The following is a 15,930-nucleotide window of genomic DNA, read 5'->3' on the forward strand; positions in this document are numbered from 1 at the left end:
TCAGGGTGCCGCCGGAGCGGCGACCGTGCCCGGGCGTACGGCGACCTTGCGGCCGGGAGCGGCGTTCTGGATCCCTTCGATGACGATGCGGTCCTCCGGCGCGACACCGCTGGTGACCACCCGCAGCCCGTCACGGGCCGGGCCCGTGGTGACGCGGCGCAGCGAGACGACGTCGTCCTTGTCGACCGCCATCACGTAGCTGCCGACCTGGTCGATGCCGAAGGCGGTCTCCGGCAGGACGAGGGCCGGCGCCGGGGGACCGAGCGGGATCCGCAGGCGCGTGAACAGGCCCGGGATCAGCCGCTTGTCGGCGTTGTCGATGACGGCACGCACCTGCAGCGTGCCGGTTGTGGTGTCGATCCCGGTGTCGGCGAAATCCAGCCTGCCCTTGTAGGGGTAGCCCTTGTCGTCCTGCAGCCCGGCCTCGACCGGGATGCGCGAGAGAGTCTCGCGCGTCATCCCTTCCTGCGCCATGGCCTTGCGGAACCGCAGCACATCCGGCTCGGCGGCGGTGAAGTAGACATAGATCTGGCCGATGTCCTGGATCGTGGCCAGCTTGGTCGGCGCACCCTGTCCGACGAGGTTTCCGGGGTCCACGAGCCGGCGGCCGATACGGCCCGAGAACGGCGCAAGCACCTTTGTGTAGGAGAGATTGATCTGGGCGGTCGTCAGGTTGGCCTGCGCCTCCGCGACTGCCGCGCGCTCGGCGTCGCGGTTGGCGAGAGCGCGGTCGTAATTGGCCTGCGTGGACACCGACTGCTGCTGCAAGGTCTGCTGGCGCTCGAACTCGGCCTCGTTGGCCTTCAGCTGCGCCTGGTGCTGCTCCACGGTGGCCTGAGCGAGCTCGACCTGCGCCTGGTACGGCTCGGGCTCGATGAGGAAGAGCTCCTTGCCGTCCTCCACGTCCGTGCCGTCCACGAACTCCACCTTGCGCAGATAGCCCGGCACGCGCGCCATCAGGTCGACGGACTGCACCGGCGACGTCTGGCCGGTGAAGGTGGCGTAATCTACCAGCTCCTGCCGGAGCGGCGTCGCGACGACCACGGGGTTGGGCGGCGGAGGGACCAGCGCGGGCTGCTGGTTGCAGCCGGCCACCAGCACCGCCAGAAGCAGCGCCGCCGGTCCGATCCCGCGCATGGACCGGGACCTGCCGTTCGATTCGCCCACGACGCCTCCCGGGGGATCTGTGTGGCCACTCGGGCCACCCGGCGCGCATTAAACCAGCGGGAGCGTAACTATCAACCGGCAACCCCTGGTGGTATCGTCCAGCCATCCGAAAAGAAGTCACCGGAACACGATGAACGGCAGCGCTCTCGCTCTCCTGATCGCCTTGCTCCCGGCGCCGGAGCGTGCCGCCGACAGGCTGCCGGCCTACGACATCGAGAAGACGTGCCGGCGTGCGCAGGAGCAGGAAAGCGTCACGCCCGGCCTTTACGCGGCTTGCATCCGCGACCAGAGCGCGGCGCGCGACCAGGCTGCGGGGGTCTGGGCCAAGGCCAAGCCCGCTTCAAAGGCGGAGTGCGACACCAAGAACAGCGTCTCCGCCTACAACGGCTATGTCGACCTGCTGACCTGCCTGCAACTGGCCGAAGGGATCGTCCTGCAGCCAACCGACCCGAAGTAGCGTGTACGTGCTCTACCGGGGCGGGAACGGGCCGAAGCGGTGCCGCGCCGGCGGTAGATCGTCAGCCCAGGGGCCGTAGGGCGTGTCGAACGGCTTGGTGGACCGGTCCGGGAAATCCTTGTCGAGGCCAGCCATCGAAGGCCGCTTCTGGTCGAGCATGTAGGCGGCCACGTCCCATGCCTCCTCTACCGCCAGCGTCGGATGCAGGTAGTCCGTCCCATGCGGCATGTTGGAGTGCAGGAAGTTCGCGGCCGTGATCAGCCGGTTCATGCCAGCCCCGTCATTGAAGCTGTCCGGTCCCCAGAGCGGCGGAACCATGTAGCCGAGGTCGACGGACGGCAGGCTGCGGCGCACGCCTTGGCCATTCTCGCCATGGCAGGCCACGCATTTCGCCTCGTAGACCGGCTTGCCCCGGCCGGGGTCGGCAGCACGGTCGAGCAGCGCCATGCGGCCCGCTCCGTAGCCCCTGAGCTTGACGCTGTCCGGGACACCCGTGGACAGGAAGTCGATATAAGCGACCAGCGCCTGCATCTCGGGCGAGTCTGGCGGCATCGGCCGCCCGTTCATGCTGCGGCGCATGCAGGAGTTCAGCCGGTCCAGCAGCGTGATCTCGGTGCCGGTGCGGGCGCTGTAGGCCGGGAAGTCCGGCGCGATGCCATAGACGGGGAAGCCGTAAGGCTCAGTGCCGGCATGCAGGTGGCAATTGCGGCAGGCGAGGTTGTTGCCGGCATAGCGCTTCCCCGCGTCCGGGACGTTCGGGCCGATATGCGCGTAGGTCGCGGTGAAGATGTCCCGCCCGAGCCGGACCCTGCGGCCCGTCGCGTCGTCTGGCAGGGCGCCGATGTCCGGGGGCGTCCAGGGGGTGGCCTTCGCGGGCGTGGGTGGCGCAGTCTCCTGCGACGTTGCTCGGCCGGCCCCCATTGCGGCGGCCACGGCCACCAGCAGGGCAGTGCAGGCTATCCTCAGCGTCGGCATGGAGTCCTCCCACGCCGACCATAGCACTTCACCTCCTCAACGAAGCGTTCTCGCCGGCGACCGCACGCCTTTCCATTCCGGCGCAGGACACCATAACCTTTCGGCCCCAGCCACCCCCGCCGAGCCAGCCATGTCCTTTCGCCTCCCTCAGTCCCTGACCCCCGGCCGCGCGGTCGAAACCGGCATGAACGTGCTGGACTACGAGATCGCCCAGCAGAAGGCGCAGACGCTGGGCGACATGGGACAGCAGGTCGAGCAGGCGCTGGCCCGGCTGCGGGCCTTCGAAGCGGAGGGCCGGGCGGCGGCCGAACCCGAAGCGCATTCCCGACTGCGCGATACTGCGGCGGAGAAGGCGTGGGCGTTGATGATCCAGCGCGAACTCTGCGGCCTGCGGCACTGGGACCAGGTGGTGAAGGCCTACGCCATCCCGCGTGACGTGCTGAACCGCATGGGCCGGGTCTCCACGCCGCCAAAGCCCGCGACGCCCTGAGCGGACCCACAGGGCCGGGCAGCTCGATCAGCAGAATACGACTGGTTCCAACAACAAGCTTGCATGCGGTGCATGGCTGGCTCGCGCCTTCGCGAGCGTACGGGAGGGTTGATCGCGTTGATCAGCGCCCCACATGGCGCTAAGCATGCATTCGATAAGCATGCTTATGATCAGCTCAGTGGCGAACCGCACGTGCCCTCACAGACCAACCCCACCCTCGGTTTTCTCCTCCACGACGTCGCGCGGCTCCTGCGCAAGCGCTTCGAGCAGCGGGCGCGGAGCCTTGGGCTGACGCGGTCGCAATGGCAGGTGCTCGCCTATCTCGCCCGCAACGAGGGAATCCACCAGGGCGGCCTGGCCGAGCTCCTCGAGATCGAGCCGATCACGCTGGTGCGCATCCTCGACAAGGTCGAGGCGCATGGGCTCATCGAGCGCCGCCAACACCCCAAGGATCGCCGCGTCTGGCAGCTCTACCTGACCGAAAAGGCCCACCCGATCCTCGAGGTCATGCGCGGACTGGGCGACCAGACCCGCGCCGAGGCGCTCGAAGGCCTGGGGCCCGAGCAGCGGCAGCTGCTCGAGGCGGCCCTCACCCTGATGAAAACCAACCTGATCGACGCCTGCAATACGCCGATCGAAGTGAAAGGCGCGAAGTAAATGTCACAGGCCATCAAGACCGGACCCGTTGAGCCTTCCGGCGCCAGCGTCAGCCGGCTTGGCGAGGCGCGGCGCGAGGCGCCCCAGACTCCGCCCCCGCAGTCTCAACCTCCCGCGGCCGAGGCCGCGACCGAGACGGCTGCCCCGCCGGCCCGCAAGGGCCGCGGCTGGCTCCGTCCCGTGCTGTTCCTGGCTCTCCCGGCCGCGCTCGTCGCCGGCGGCTACTACTACGTCACCGGCGGTGCCGTGATCTCCACCGAGAACGCCTATGTCGGCGCCGACATCGTCAACGTCTCCACCGACGTTGCGGGCACGGTGGCCGAGGTCGCGGTGCATGAGAACGAGCGCGTTACAAAGGGCCAGCTGCTCTACAGGCTGCGCGACAGCGACCTGCGGATCGCGCTCGATGGCGCCCGCGCGCAGCTGGAGAACGTGCGTAACCAGGTCCTGACGCTCGGCGCGAACTACAGGCAGATGCAGGCGCAGGTCACGCAGGCGGAAGCGGACGTTCCCTTCTTCCAGGCCGTGTTCAAGCGCCAGCAGGACCTGTCCGCCAGCGCCGCCGCCTCGCGCGCCGCCTACGACCAGGCTAAGCACGATCTCGATGCCGCCGAGGAGAAGGTCCGCGTCGCCCGTGCGGCAGCGGAAGCCGTGCTGGCGCAGCTCGGTGGAGACGCGGACCGTCCGGTCGAGCAGAACGCCCAGTACCTGCAGGCGAAGTCGGCCGTGGACCGGGCCGAGAAGGATTTCGCCGACGCCGTCGTGCGGGCGCCCTTCGACGGCATCGTCACCAATGTCGACCGCATCCAGGTCGGCACCTACCTGCAGGCGTCGCAGCAGGCGTTCAACCTCGTTGCCGAGAACTCGGCCTGGATCGAGGCGAACCCGAAGGAGACTGAACTCACCTATGTGCATCCCGGACAGAAGGTCGGCATCACGGTGGACGCCTATCCCGGCGTGGCCTGGACGGGAACGGTGGAGAGCATCAGCCCGGCCTCGGGGTCGAGCTTCGCCCTGCTTCCGGCCCAGAACACCAGCGGCAACTGGGTGAAGGTGGTGCAGCGCATCCCGATGCGCGTGCGCATCGAGGACCAGGATGGCAAGCCGCCGCTGCGTGTTGGCATGAGCGCCGTCGTGGACATCGACACCGGCCATCCCCGCGGGCTGCCGGAATTCGTCACCCGCATTCTGGGGGACAAGGCTTACGCAGGCGATCATGGCTGAGGCAGTCGCGGCGGCCGGAAAGGTCGCCAACCGGGGAGCGATCACCGCGTGCGTGATCCTCGCCGTCATCATGCAGGCGCTCGACACCACCATCGCCAACGTGGCGCTGCCCTATATTCAGGGCAGCGTGTCGGCGAGCCAGGACCAGATCAACTGGGTCCTGACCTCCTACATCGTCGCCGCCGCGATCATGACGCCGCCCTCCGGCTTCCTCGCGAGCCGGTTCGGACGCAAGCGCGTGCTCCTGTCCGCCATCGCCGGCTTCGTCGTCGCGTCCATGCTGTGCGGCATGGCGCAGTCGCTGACGCAGATCGTGGCGTTCCGGCTCATGCAGGGGCTGTTCGGCGCCGCGCTCGTGCCGCTGTCGCAATCGATCCTGCTGGACATGTACACGCCGGAGGAGCGCGGCTCCGCCATGGCGCTGTTCGGCGTGTCCGTCATGGTCGGCCCGGTGCTTGGGCCCGTGATCGGCGGCTGGCTCACCGAGAACATCAGCTGGCGCTGGGTGTTCTACATCAACCTGCCCATCGGTGCCCTGGCCTTTGCCGGCATCGTCGCATTCGTCCGGGACACGAAAACCGACATGATGGCGCGGCTGGACTGGCTCGGCTTCGGCGCGCTGAGCGTCGCGATCGGCGCGCTCCAGCTGTTCCTCGACCGGGGCGAGCAGCTCGACTGGTTCTCGTCGGGCGAGATCGTGCTGGAGGCAACAATCAGCGCCGCCGCCTTCTACGTCTTCCTCGTGCAGATCTTCACGCGCCGCAATGCCTTCATCAACCCGAGGCTGTTCCTCGACCGCAACTTCGCGGTGAGCATGTTTTTCATCTTCATCGTGGGAGTGACGTACCTCGCCTCCCTCGCGCTGATGACGCCCTATCTGCAGACCCTGATGGGCTACCCCGTCGTCACGGCCGGCATCGTGATGGGGCCGCGCGGGCTCGGCACGATGGTGTGCATGTTCGTGGTCGGCAAGATGATCGGCAAGGTCGACACGCGCCTGCTCCTCGGCCTCGGCCTGGGACTGACCGCCTGGGCCATGTACGAGATGACCGGCTGGACCCCGGACATTTCGAAATGGACGATCGTCAGCGTCGGCTTCGTGCAGGGGGCGGGGCTCGGCTTCCTCTTCGTGCCGCTCACCACCATCGCCTTCTCGACGCTTCCGGCGGACATGCGCGGGGAGGGGACGGGCCTCTACAACCTCTCCCGCAACATCGGGTCGAGCGTGGGGATCTCCTTCGTGGCGACGCTGCTGGCCCAGAACGTCCAGCGAAACCACGCGGAAATCGGGGCGTATGTGACGCCGTCCAACCCGGTCCTGTCCGATCCCTATCTGTCGCCAGCCCTGAGCCCGTTCACCGCGGCGGGGCGCGCAGCGCTGGACGGGATGGTCACGATGCAGGCGACGATCATCTCCTACATCGACGACTTCAAGCTGCTGATGATCATGTCGCTCCTGGCGATGCCGCTGCTTGTGTTGCTGCGGCAGCCCAAAGAAGCCGCCAAGGTCGACCACAGCGTCGCGGTCGAGTAAGCCGGGCTTACTTGATGTAGGGGCGGAGCACGTCGCGCGCGAGATAGAACCCGCGGTGCACCTTCTCGCGCGTGCCCTCGAACTGCCGGTCCTCGTGCTCGATGATGACGGGCCCGTCATAGCCGGCGCGGTAGAGGTCGGAGAAGAAAGCCGGCCAGTTGACCTCGCCGAGGCCGGGCATGCGCGGCACCTGCCAGCCCATGCCCGCCGACAGGATGCCCCGCTCGTAGAGCCCGTCACGGTCGATCAGCAGGTCCTTTGCGTGGACATGCACGATGTGCGGCCCGAACTCCCGGATGAAGCGGCCCTGGTCGATCATCTGCCAGACGAGGTGCGAGGGGTCGTAGTTCATGCCGACCTTGTCGCCCCACGCCTCAAAGATCCGCCGCCAGACTTGCGGCGAGTAGGCGATGTTGTGGCCGCCGGGCCATTCGTCGGCGCTGAAGATCATCGGGCAGTTCTCGAACGCCACCCGCACGCCGTGGTCCTGGGCATAGGCGACGATGTCGGGCCACACCTTCAGCGCCTCCTGCCAGTTGGCGTCCACGGTCTTGGCGGCGTCGCCGCCGAGGAAGGTGTTGACGAGGGGGAGCCCCATGGTGCCGGCACCCTTGATGACCGCCTTCAGGTGCGCGATCGCCTCGGCGCGATGCGCGGGGTCGGGGTGCAGCGGGTTGGGATAGTAGCCCAGCGCCGACACCGAGAGGCCCCGGGCCTCCAGCGATCCCAGGATCTCCCGGCCCGAAGCGGCTGTGAGCTTGGTCACGTCGATATGGCTCGTTCCGGCATAGCGCCGCGCAGCGCCGCCGGAGGCCGGCCAGCAGGCGACCTCGAGCGCCTCGAAGCCGGCGCCCGCGGCCCACTCCGCCACTTCGTCGAGAGACTGATCGCCGAAAGGTGCCGTCAGGATTCCGAGCTGCATCGCGAGTTCCTCCCCGTTCGTTGATCGTGCCGCGGGCTCCTTAGCCCGCACGCCGCCGCGCCACCGCGAGCGCCAGCGCCGTCGCAACGGCGATGCTGGCGGACACTGTGGCAAAGCCGCGGAAATTGCCTTCGATGACCTCCAGCCACACCCGCGACAGCGGAACGAGCGGGCTGAGGATCCCGTCGGTGATCGCAACCACCGGAACGTCCCGCTGGGCTGCGAGTGCGGCGAGTTCCGGCGTCACCGAATTGTAGGGGCTGAAGCTTACCGCGAGCAGTGCGTCCCGGGGCCCCGCCCACGACAGCTGGTCGAAGCCGGCCTGCCCGACATTGTCGATGACGACATTCCGGATGCCGAGCCGCGTCAGCGTGATGCCGGCATAGGTGGTGACGGGAAAGGCCCGCTTGCTGCCGGCGAGGTAAATGCATTCGGAAGCCGCGAGCACGTCGGCAGCGAGCCCGAAGTCCGCCACGGGCATGTCGCCGGCGGTGCGTTGCAACGCGGCCTGTGCCGCGTCGAGGAAGCCGTGCAGGAGCAGCGCATCGGCAACCGGCTCCTCGGGACCCGGCAGGGGGCTGCGCTCGCGGCCATCCCCCCAGCCGTCGCGGACATAGTCCTTGAACAGCTGCTGCAGGTCGGTGAAGCCGGAGAAGCCCAACGCCTGGGCGAAGCGGACGATGGCTGACGGCATGACGCCGGCCTGCTCCGAGACGCCCGTGATGGTGCCGAGCGCCACGGCGCTCGGATGCTGCCAGAAGAAGGTGCCGACCTGCCGCAGCTTCCGGGGAAGGCGCAGCGTGTCGGAGCCGAGCACGGCGCGCAGCTCCTCGTATGTGCGCGGCGGCGAATGCCCGACGAGCGTCCTGCGTGCCGTCCTGCTCTGGTCCTGCGGCCTCATCCCGGCATGATCCCGTCGGCCTCCAGCTGACGCTGGACGTAGGCCCGCGGAGCAGGTCCGAGCAAGGCCGGGAGATGCGCGGCGACCGCATCGCGAAGGGGAGAGGAGGCGAGGTCGGTGCCGAAGAGAGCCTCGATGCCGAGCAGCCGGGCAGACAGGGCGGCCGCGTCGTGGCCGGTGGCTTCCGCCATGTCGCGGATGGGGTCCGCCAATGGATCGTCGAGTGTCCAGCGTGCGCCGAAGGCGGGCGCCGCTGCGCACAGGCACGCGAGAAGCGCGGAGATCGCGAGGGCAAGGCGGGGCGAGGACTGTCCTGCCTTCAGGCGTAGCCGGTAGGGCGCCACGAAGCGCTGCACCAGCTTCTGCGTCCCGTCCGTCGCGATCTGGCTGCAGCGGTGCGAGATGCTGGTGTTGGCGATGCGGCTCAGCGACAGCGCCACGTAGTCCGTCGCCGGCAGGCCCGGCATTCCCGCGACGGTCGAAACGGGTTCCCGCAGCAGCATGGCCCGCGTCCAGCCTCCCAGCACAGGATCCGCAACGGCCTCCCACGTAAACGCGAGCCCGCAGAGAAGCCCCAGCGACGCCACAGCCGACTGCGCCGCATTGAGGATGCGCATCTTGGTGAACTCGAAGGGCTCGACATCCCCCACGAAGCTGGCGCCCGCCTCGTCCCAGGGCGGGCGTGGACCAGCAAAACGGTCTTCCAGGATCCACTGACGGAAGGGCTCGCCGACGACCAGCCCCTCGTCGCGCAGGCCCGTTTCAGCCGCAAAGGCGTCGAACTCGGCGGTCGGGGTGGCGGGGACGATGCGATCGACCATGGTGGAGGGGAAGGTGACGTTCGCGTCGATCCAGCCGAGCAGGCCGGGATTGCGGGCCGCCGCGACGTCCCGCAGGACGGTCTCCAGCACCCGGCCATTGCTCGCGACATTGTCGCAGCTGACGAGGGTGACCGGACCGGCGCCGGCCGTCCGGCGGCGTGCCAGGGCGTCGACGAGAAAGCCGGCAGCAGTGGCGGGCAGTGCGTTGCCGGCAAGGTCCGCCTGCACCTCTGGCCGCGTGTAGTCGAGCGCGCCGGTCGCGGGGACGTGGCAATACCCCTTCTCCGTCACCGTGAGCGTCACTGCGTGGATGCAGGGCCGTTCGAGGGCGGAGAGCGCCGCCTGCCAGTCGTCCTCGGCATCCCGGACGGAGCGGATGCAGCCGATCAGGCGGGACTCGGCGGATCCCGACGCCGTCAGGCGCCTGACATAGAGACCGTCCTGCGCCGCCAGGCGATCGGCGATGCGGGGTGGCCGCAGGTTGATGCCTTCGAGACCCCATTGCGTGTGGCCGGCCTCGGCGAGATCCTCCGCGAAGTCGGCCTGATGGCAGCGATGAAACGCGCCGACTCCGAGATGCAGGATCCCGGTGTGCAGGCGGGACCGGTCGTAGCCGGGCCTGCGCACGCCGGCTGGCAGCCGGGCGGCCGTGGCGGGCGAGAGGCGTTCCATCCCGTGCGATCCCTGGCCGGTGTTCCGGCGTTATGACCGTGGCCGACTTGGCGGACCCGGCGCGTCAGTCCAACAGTTAGAACGTCTTTTCCAGATTTGACAAACAGAATAATCCTGCCAGTCTCGTCGGCAGAATGGCGCGAACGACCTGTCCGGTCGGCAACGCGCCGCGATGAGATGTCTGCCGGGGCGGGGGTGCTGCCGGCGGGGAGGAACGGCGGATGGTTCACGCGACGGCCGACAGGGTTGGCGGGCCTTCCAGGCTCAGGGTCGGCATGGTCGGCGGCGGCCGCAATGCCTTCATCGGCGCTGTCCACCGCATGGCGATGCGTCTCGACGACCTGTTCTCGCTGGAGGCAGGCGCCCTCTCTGCGGATCCGGAGAACGCCCGCATCTCCGCACTGGACCTCGGAATCGCACCGGACCGCGCCTATGCCGACTACCGCGAGATGGCAGCCAGGGAGGCGGCGCGGCCGGACGGGATCGAGGCCGTCGTCATCGTCACGCCGAACCACCTGCACTACCCGGTGGCCAAGGCGTTCCTCGAAGCAGGGATCGACGTCATCTGCGACAAGCCGCTGTCGGCGGACATCGCCCAGTCACGGGAACTCGTGGCGTTGACGCGCGAGACCGGGCTCGTCTTCGCCGTCACCCTCAACAACACCGGCTACCCGATGGTGCGGCAGGCGCGCGAGATGATCCGCGCCGGTGATCTCGGCGATCTCCGGCTGGTCCACGCCTCCTACATCCAGGACTGGCTCACCAACCCGATCGACGCCGACGGCCAGAAGCAGGCGGAGTGGCGAACGGATCCCGCCCGGGCCGGCTCCTCGGCCGTCCTCGCCGACATCGGCGTCCATGCCCACAACCTTGCGCTCTTCGTCACCGGGCTCGAGCTTGAGGAGGTCGCGGCCGACCTCACCACCTTCGTCCCCGGGCGCCGGCTGGACGACAATGCCCATGTGATGCTGCGCTTCGCCGGCGGTGCGCGGGGCACGCTGACGGCGAGCCAGGTCGCAGTCGGCAACCTCAACAACCTCAGCCTCAAGGTCTTCGGCACGAAGGCCGGGCTCGAATGGTGCGGCGAGACGCCGGAAATCCTGCGCTTCACGCCGTATGGCGAGCCGACGCGGATCATCCAGCGCGGCGGGCCCGGCAACCATGCCGCGGCGCTCGAGGGCTCGCGCATGCCGGCCGGGCATCCCGAGGGCTACATCGAGGGCTTCGCCAACTTCTACCGGGGCGCGGCCGAGCTCGTCCGGGCACGGCGCGAGGGGCGTTCACCCGACGAGCAAGCCGCTGCGCTCACCCCGAATGTCGTGGATGGGGCGAAGGGCATTGCCTTCGTCGAGGCGGCCGTCGAATCGAGCCGCGGGAATGGCGCGTGGACCTTCGCCGGTCTACGCTAGCTGCAACGAGAACCGGCTTCCGGCCATGATGGACCGGATTGCCGGACAAGGGAGGAAGACCATGAAGTCAGGACACCTGTTGGCCGGCATCTGTCTCGCGGCGGTCGCCATGGCGGCGACGGAGGCGGGCGCCGCGGGCAAGTACGTCGTGGGCGTATCGAACACGCTGATCGGGAATGGCTGGCGCGAGGAGATGATCTGCTCGATCAAGGCGCAGGCCGAGGCCTCGGGTCTGGTCTCCAGGGTCGTCGTCGCCAACCGCAATGGCGGCCCGTCCGAGCAGATCGCCGACATCCGCAACCTCATCTCGGCCGGCGCCAATGCCATCATCATCAATCCCTCGGATCGCGAGGCGCTGAACCCCGTCATCAAGCAGGCGGCTGACAAGGGCATCGTCGTGGTTGCCGTCGACCAGGCGGTCTCCGCCCCCGAGGCCTACGTGCTCACCAACGACCAGGTCGCCTACGCCAAGATCGGCGCCAAGTGGCTGTTCGATAGGCTGGGCGGCAAGGGAACCGTGGTCGAGATGCGCGGCATCGACGGGGTGCCGGCCGACGCAGACCGCCACAAGGGCTTCACCGAGGTCGCCAAGGATTATCCCGGCGTCACCGTGACCTCGGTCTTCTCCGGCTGGGCGCTGAACAAGACGGCGCAGGTCACCAAGGACCTGATCGCGTCGGGCAAGCAGATCGACGGGATCTGGACCTCGGGCATCGATTCCACCGTGGTCGACGCCTACAAGACCGCCGGCAAGCCCTTCGTGCCCGTGGTCGGCGCGGACAACAACGGCTTCATCGGCCAGATGATCGAGCTGAAGGACAAGGGCTTCGTTGGCGCAGCGGTGAGCAATCCGCCGGCCGTCGGCGGCGCCGGGCTCGGCCTTGCCCTCGACGTGCTCGAGAAGAAGAAGGACCATCCCAAGGTGGTGACGATCACGCCGACCCTGTGGGACAACACCACGGACGCCGGCATGGCGCAGCTGAAGAAGGCCTACGATCCCAAGCTCGACCCCTTCTACAGCGTCGCCATCGAGGTGGCGCCCTACACGAGCTTCACCATGCAGCAGATCCTGGCCTGCAAGGGGCCGTGATCCCGGTCTTCTTGCACATTGACTGAATTGGGCCGGGGGAATCGTCTCCCGGCCGTTTCTTGGGCGGTGACTTGGGACGGTGAGGATGTCGGAGCCCGGCACGGCGCTGCTGCGCATCAGCGGCGTCGCCAAGCGCTTCAATTCGGTGGTGGCACTGCGCTCCGCGGACCTCGAGGTCCGGGCGGGCGAGGTGCATGCCCTGATGGGCGCCAACGGCGCGGGCAAGAGCACTCTCGTCAAGATCATCACCGGCGTCTTTCCGGCGGATGCCGGCGAGATCACCCTGGCGGGCGAGCGGGTGCGCTTCTCCTCCCCGGCCGAGGCCCGCAGGGCCGGCATCGTCTCGGTCTACCAGGATCCCGCCATCGTGCCGGACCTGACGGTGGCGCAGAACATGCGCCTCGCACGCGTTCCGCTCGACGCGGTCAGGGCCGCCATGCGCGACCTCGGCATCGAGCATATCGACCTGTCGCAGCGGGCCCGCGACATCGACTTCGCCATCCTGCGGCTGATCGACCTGTCGCGCGCGCTGGCCTCCAATCCCAAGATCCTGATGCTCGACGAGATCACCGCGGCATTGCCCGCCGATCTCTCCGAGCGGGTCTTCGCCGTGATGCGTGACTGGCGCAAGCGCGGCTCCAGCGTCATCTTCATCTCCCACCGCATGGCCGAGGTGTCGGCCATGTGCGACCGCGCCACGGTGCTGCGTGACGGCGTCACCGTTGGTGTGACCCCGACCCGGGGCGCCGAGGACAAGGTCGTCGGCATGATGCTGGGTGCCGAGATCGCGAGGTCCGCCGCAGCTCCGCGGCCCGATGCACCCCGTCCCCTTCCGTCCGGTCCGCCGGCGCTGGAGGTGCGCGGCCTCAGCTACAAGCACAGCCTGCAGGACGTCGGCTTCACAGTGGCGCGCGGGGAGGTGCTGGGCGTCGCCGCGCTGGAAGGGCAGGGGCAGGAGGAGCTGTTCGACTGCATTGCCGGCGTGCGCCGGGCCACCGCCGGAGAGGTGCTGGCCGAGGGCAGGCCGCTGCTGCTGCGCCATCCCGCAGATGCCATCCGGGCCGGCCTCGTGCTGGTTCCCGCCAACCGCCTGCAGGCGCTGCTGCCGCAGCGTTCAATCCACGAGAACGTGGCCCTCGCCGGGTTCGGCCGCTTCCGCAACTGGGGTCCGATCCCGCTTCGGTCCGAGAAGGAGCGCGTCGAGCGCGCCGTGAAGCGGCTGCAGGTCGACACGCGCGCCGCTGCCGAGGTGCGCCGGCTGAGCGGCGGCAACCAGCAGAAGGTCGTCATTGCCCGCTGGCTCGCGTCCGGCTTCAAGACGCTGCTGTGCTTCGACCCGACCCGCGGCATCGATGTCGGCACCAAGCGCCAGATCTACGACCTGCTGCGCGAGGTTGCGGCGCAGGGCGCCTCGGTGCTCCTCTTCACCTCCGAGCTGCCGGAGATCCGCCTGGTCTGCGACCGCGCCATCGTGCTCTATTCCGGCCGCATTTCGGGCGAGATGCCGGCCGGCGAGGCCACCGAGGAGAGGCTGCTGCGCGCCGCCCACGGGCTCGCGTCCCAGCCCACCCAGCCGGAGATGGCATGACCCAGCCCGCCGAGGCCGCCGGCCCCCGATCGAGGGCGGGGATGCTGAGCCGGCATGCCGGAAGCTTCGGCATGCCGATCCTGCTTCTCGTGGCCCTCGTCGCCACGAAACTGTTCCATCCCGCCTTCGGCTCATTCGATGTGCAGTCGCTGGCTCTCGGCGCCCTGCCGCTGGCTCTGGCCGCGGCGGCCCAGGCCATCGTGGTGATCAGCGGAGGCATTGACCTGTCGGTCGGCTCAATGATCGCCGTGTGCAACGTCATAGCGGCGAGCACGATGGTGCAGGCGACGTTCCCGCAGTCGCTCGGGCTCTCGCTGTTCGTGCTCCTGTGCGGGGCGCTAATGGGGCTCGTCAACGGCGTCATCGCAGCCGTCTCCCGAATTCCCGACGTGGTGGTCACGCTCACCACCGGCTTCATCTGGGCCGGCGTGGCGCTGCTGATCATGGAACGGCCCGGAGGCGGCGCCCCGGCCGCCTATCTCAACATCGCCGCCGGCATCGATGTCTGGGAGTGGACGCCGAACGCCCTCATCGTCATGGTCCTGGCCGTCACGGCCGTGTGGCTGCCCTTGCGGCTGAGCCGGCTGGGCCTGCTGATCTATGCCGCCGGCAGCGACCCCGTCGCGGCGTTCCGCAGCGGCGTCGATGTCCGCTTCGCGCGCACCGTGGCCTACATCTTCAGCGGCATGGCCTGCGCGCTCGCCGGCATGGCGCTCACCATGACCACCGGCATCGGCGCTCCTCTGGCCGGCACCTACTACACGCTGAGCAGCGTGGCGGCGATCGTCATCGGCGGCGTCAGCCTGAATGGCGGCCGCGGCGGCATGGTGGGCCCCGTCATCGCCGCCATCCTGCTGACTCTCGTGCCGATGGACCTCGTCTTTCTCGGCATCGACCCGAACTACGGGCAGGTCATCCAGGGCTCGCTCATCGTCGTCGTCGTCATGGTCGGCGGCCTCTACGCCTATGTGCAGGAGAAGCGCCGGTGAGCGCCGTCCTCGATTTCCTGCGCACCCGCACCAATGTGGTGCTGGTCATCCTGCTCGCCCTGTTCGTCGCGGCGATCGAGATTATCCGGCCCGGAACCGTGAACCCGCTCTGGGCGTCGAATGCGCTGCTCTTCGCGGCGCCGCTGGCCATCTTCGGTGCGGGCCAGACGCTGGTGATGCTGACCGGCGGCATCGACCTCTCGGTCGCGGCGGTCGCCACCGGGTCCGCCTATCTGCTCGCGACCAACGCCTCGTCCGGCGAAACCGTCGCCATCGGCCTCGCCCTGCTCCTCGGCCTCGTGGTCGGCGTCGTCAACGGCATCGGGGTGGCGCTGCTGCGGGTGCAGCCGCTCGTCATGACGCTCGGCACCAGCCTGATGACCGGCGGCATCATGATCGTCTACAGCCAACAGATGATGGCGAGCCAGCCGCGGGTGCCCGAGATCATCCAGTTCATCGGCGGCGGCAAGGTGCTCGACCTCATCCCCGTCAGCCTGTTCCTGTGGGCCGGCATCGCCGCTCTCATGATCTTCGGCCTCAACCGGACCGGCTTCGGGCGCTTGCTCTATGCGGTCGGCGACAACCGCGAGGCCGCGCAACTCGCGGGCGTGCGGGTCTGGCGCGTGCTCTTCGTCGACTACGTGCTGTGCGCACTCCTCGCCTCGATCGCCGGCCTCGTCCTCGTCGGGGTCACCAACGCCGCCGACCTCAGCCTCGCAGACGGCTACCTGCTGCCCTCCGTCGCGTGTGTCGTCATCGGCGGCACGTCGATCTTCGGCGGCCGCGGCGGCTATTCCGGCACCATCATCGGCGCGCTGATCCTGACGGTCCTCACCAGCATCCTGACGCTCACCGACGTGCACGAGCCGGTGAAGCAGATCCTCTACGGCGTCATCATCCTGGCGCTGGCCGGTGCCTATGCGAGGCTCACGGAAGCCTGAACCACTGTGCCTGGACGCGACCGAGAAATAGACGCGCGGCACAGCATTGGGATTCCCTGCGCATCACCGCGACGGAGCAGAAGCCTAACTTTT

The 15,930-nt window shown here is 68.6% G+C and carries 15 protein-coding genes; 10 read left to right on the plus strand and 5 right to left on the minus strand.

What is annotated here, in order from left to right; all coding sequences use genetic code 11:
* On the minus strand, window positions 1-1,167 hold the full coding sequence (locus tag AC5JCN_RS20910; RefSeq protein ID WP_495757015.1) for an efflux RND transporter periplasmic adaptor subunit: 1,167 nt from the start codon (window positions 1,165-1,167) through the stop codon (window positions 1-3).
* Between the two features lie 130 nt (window positions 1,168-1,297).
* Here AC5JCN_RS20910 and AC5JCN_RS20915 point away from each other — a divergent pair, with 130 nt between their 5' ends.
* Window positions 1,298-1,624: a hypothetical protein gene (locus AC5JCN_RS20915; RefSeq protein ID WP_495757016.1), complete on the plus strand. Its 327-nt coding sequence runs from the start codon at window positions 1,298-1,300 to the stop codon at window positions 1,622-1,624.
* A 12-nt stretch (window positions 1,625-1,636) separates the two neighbouring features.
* Here the strand turns inward: AC5JCN_RS20915 and AC5JCN_RS20920 are convergent, their stop codons facing one another.
* On the minus strand, window positions 1,637-2,599 hold the full coding sequence (locus AC5JCN_RS20920) for a c-type cytochrome (protein ID WP_495757017.1): 963 nt from the start codon (window positions 2,597-2,599) through the stop codon (window positions 1,637-1,639).
* 130 nt (window positions 2,600-2,729) lie between these two features.
* Here AC5JCN_RS20920 and AC5JCN_RS20925 point away from each other — a divergent pair, with 130 nt between their 5' ends.
* The 4 genes from AC5JCN_RS20925 to AC5JCN_RS20940 all read left to right on the plus strand — a co-directional run bounded on the left by AC5JCN_RS20925 (window position 2,730) and on the right by AC5JCN_RS20940 (window position 6,504).
* Window positions 2,730-3,089, plus strand: coding sequence for a DUF6665 family protein (locus AC5JCN_RS20925; protein WP_495757018.1), 360 nt, complete (start codon window positions 2,730-2,732; stop codon window positions 3,087-3,089).
* Between the two features lie 192 nt (window positions 3,090-3,281).
* Window positions 3,282-3,746, plus strand: a complete 465-nt coding sequence (locus tag AC5JCN_RS20930) for a MarR family winged helix-turn-helix transcriptional regulator (RefSeq protein WP_495757019.1) — start codon at window positions 3,282-3,284, stop codon at window positions 3,744-3,746.
* The gene (locus tag AC5JCN_RS20935) at window positions 3,747-4,970 is read left to right on the plus strand and encodes an HlyD family secretion protein (RefSeq protein WP_495757020.1); all 1,224 of its coding nucleotides are present in this window, start codon (window positions 3,747-3,749) and stop codon (window positions 4,968-4,970) included.
* Window positions 4,963-6,504 carry a DHA2 family efflux MFS transporter permease subunit gene (locus AC5JCN_RS20940; RefSeq protein ID WP_495757021.1) on the plus strand — a complete coding sequence of 514 codons (1,542 nt, stop codon included), beginning with the start codon at window positions 4,963-4,965 and terminating at the stop codon, window positions 6,502-6,504. The genes AC5JCN_RS20935 and AC5JCN_RS20940 overlap by 8 nt, the downstream gene beginning before the upstream one ends.
* Before the next feature lie 7 nt (window positions 6,505-6,511).
* Here the strand turns inward: AC5JCN_RS20940 and AC5JCN_RS20945 are convergent, their stop codons facing one another.
* From AC5JCN_RS20945 to AC5JCN_RS20955, 3 genes are read right to left on the minus strand one after another with little or no spacing between them, the layout of a single operon-like run.
* Window positions 6,512-7,426: a sugar phosphate isomerase/epimerase family protein gene (locus AC5JCN_RS20945; RefSeq protein WP_495757022.1), complete on the minus strand. Its 915-nt coding sequence runs from the start codon at window positions 7,424-7,426 to the stop codon at window positions 6,512-6,514.
* A gap of 40 nt (window positions 7,427-7,466) precedes the next feature.
* Complete coding sequence (locus tag AC5JCN_RS20950) at window positions 7,467-8,327, minus strand: MurR/RpiR family transcriptional regulator (RefSeq protein ID WP_495757023.1); 861 nt, start codon at window positions 8,325-8,327, stop codon at window positions 7,467-7,469.
* Window positions 8,324-9,820: a mannitol dehydrogenase family protein gene (locus AC5JCN_RS20955; RefSeq protein WP_495757024.1), complete on the minus strand. Its 1,497-nt coding sequence runs from the start codon at window positions 9,818-9,820 to the stop codon at window positions 8,324-8,326. The genes AC5JCN_RS20950 and AC5JCN_RS20955 overlap by 4 nt, the downstream gene beginning before the upstream one ends.
* A gap of 221 nt (window positions 9,821-10,041) precedes the next feature.
* Here AC5JCN_RS20955 and AC5JCN_RS20960 point away from each other — a divergent pair, with 221 nt between their 5' ends.
* The 5 genes from AC5JCN_RS20960 (at window position 10,042) to AC5JCN_RS20980 (ending at window position 15,837) form a co-directional block, all read left to right on the plus strand.
* A complete protein-coding gene (locus AC5JCN_RS20960) occupies window positions 10,042-11,229 on the plus strand; it encodes a Gfo/Idh/MocA family protein (RefSeq protein WP_495757025.1) in 1,188 nt (395 codons plus the stop codon).
* A 61-nt stretch (window positions 11,230-11,290) separates the two neighbouring features.
* The gene (locus AC5JCN_RS20965) at window positions 11,291-12,319 is read left to right on the plus strand and encodes an ABC transporter substrate-binding protein (RefSeq protein ID WP_495757026.1); all 1,029 of its coding nucleotides are present in this window, start codon (window positions 11,291-11,293) and stop codon (window positions 12,317-12,319) included.
* A gap of 85 nt (window positions 12,320-12,404) precedes the next feature.
* On the plus strand, window positions 12,405-13,907 hold the full coding sequence (locus tag AC5JCN_RS20970) for a sugar ABC transporter ATP-binding protein (protein ID WP_495757027.1): 1,503 nt from the start codon (window positions 12,405-12,407) through the stop codon (window positions 13,905-13,907).
* The gene (locus AC5JCN_RS20975; RefSeq protein WP_495757028.1) at window positions 13,904-14,896 is read left to right on the plus strand and encodes an ABC transporter permease; all 993 of its coding nucleotides are present in this window, start codon (window positions 13,904-13,906) and stop codon (window positions 14,894-14,896) included. The genes AC5JCN_RS20970 and AC5JCN_RS20975 overlap by 4 nt, the downstream gene beginning before the upstream one ends.
* Window positions 14,893-15,837 carry an ABC transporter permease gene (locus AC5JCN_RS20980; protein WP_495757029.1) on the plus strand — a complete coding sequence of 315 codons (945 nt, stop codon included), beginning with the start codon at window positions 14,893-14,895 and terminating at the stop codon, window positions 15,835-15,837. The genes AC5JCN_RS20975 and AC5JCN_RS20980 overlap by 4 nt, the downstream gene beginning before the upstream one ends.
* The last annotated feature ends 93 nt before the right edge of the window (window positions 15,838-15,930 follow it).

The sequence above is a fragment of the Alsobacter sp. genome (assembly GCF_059501845.1).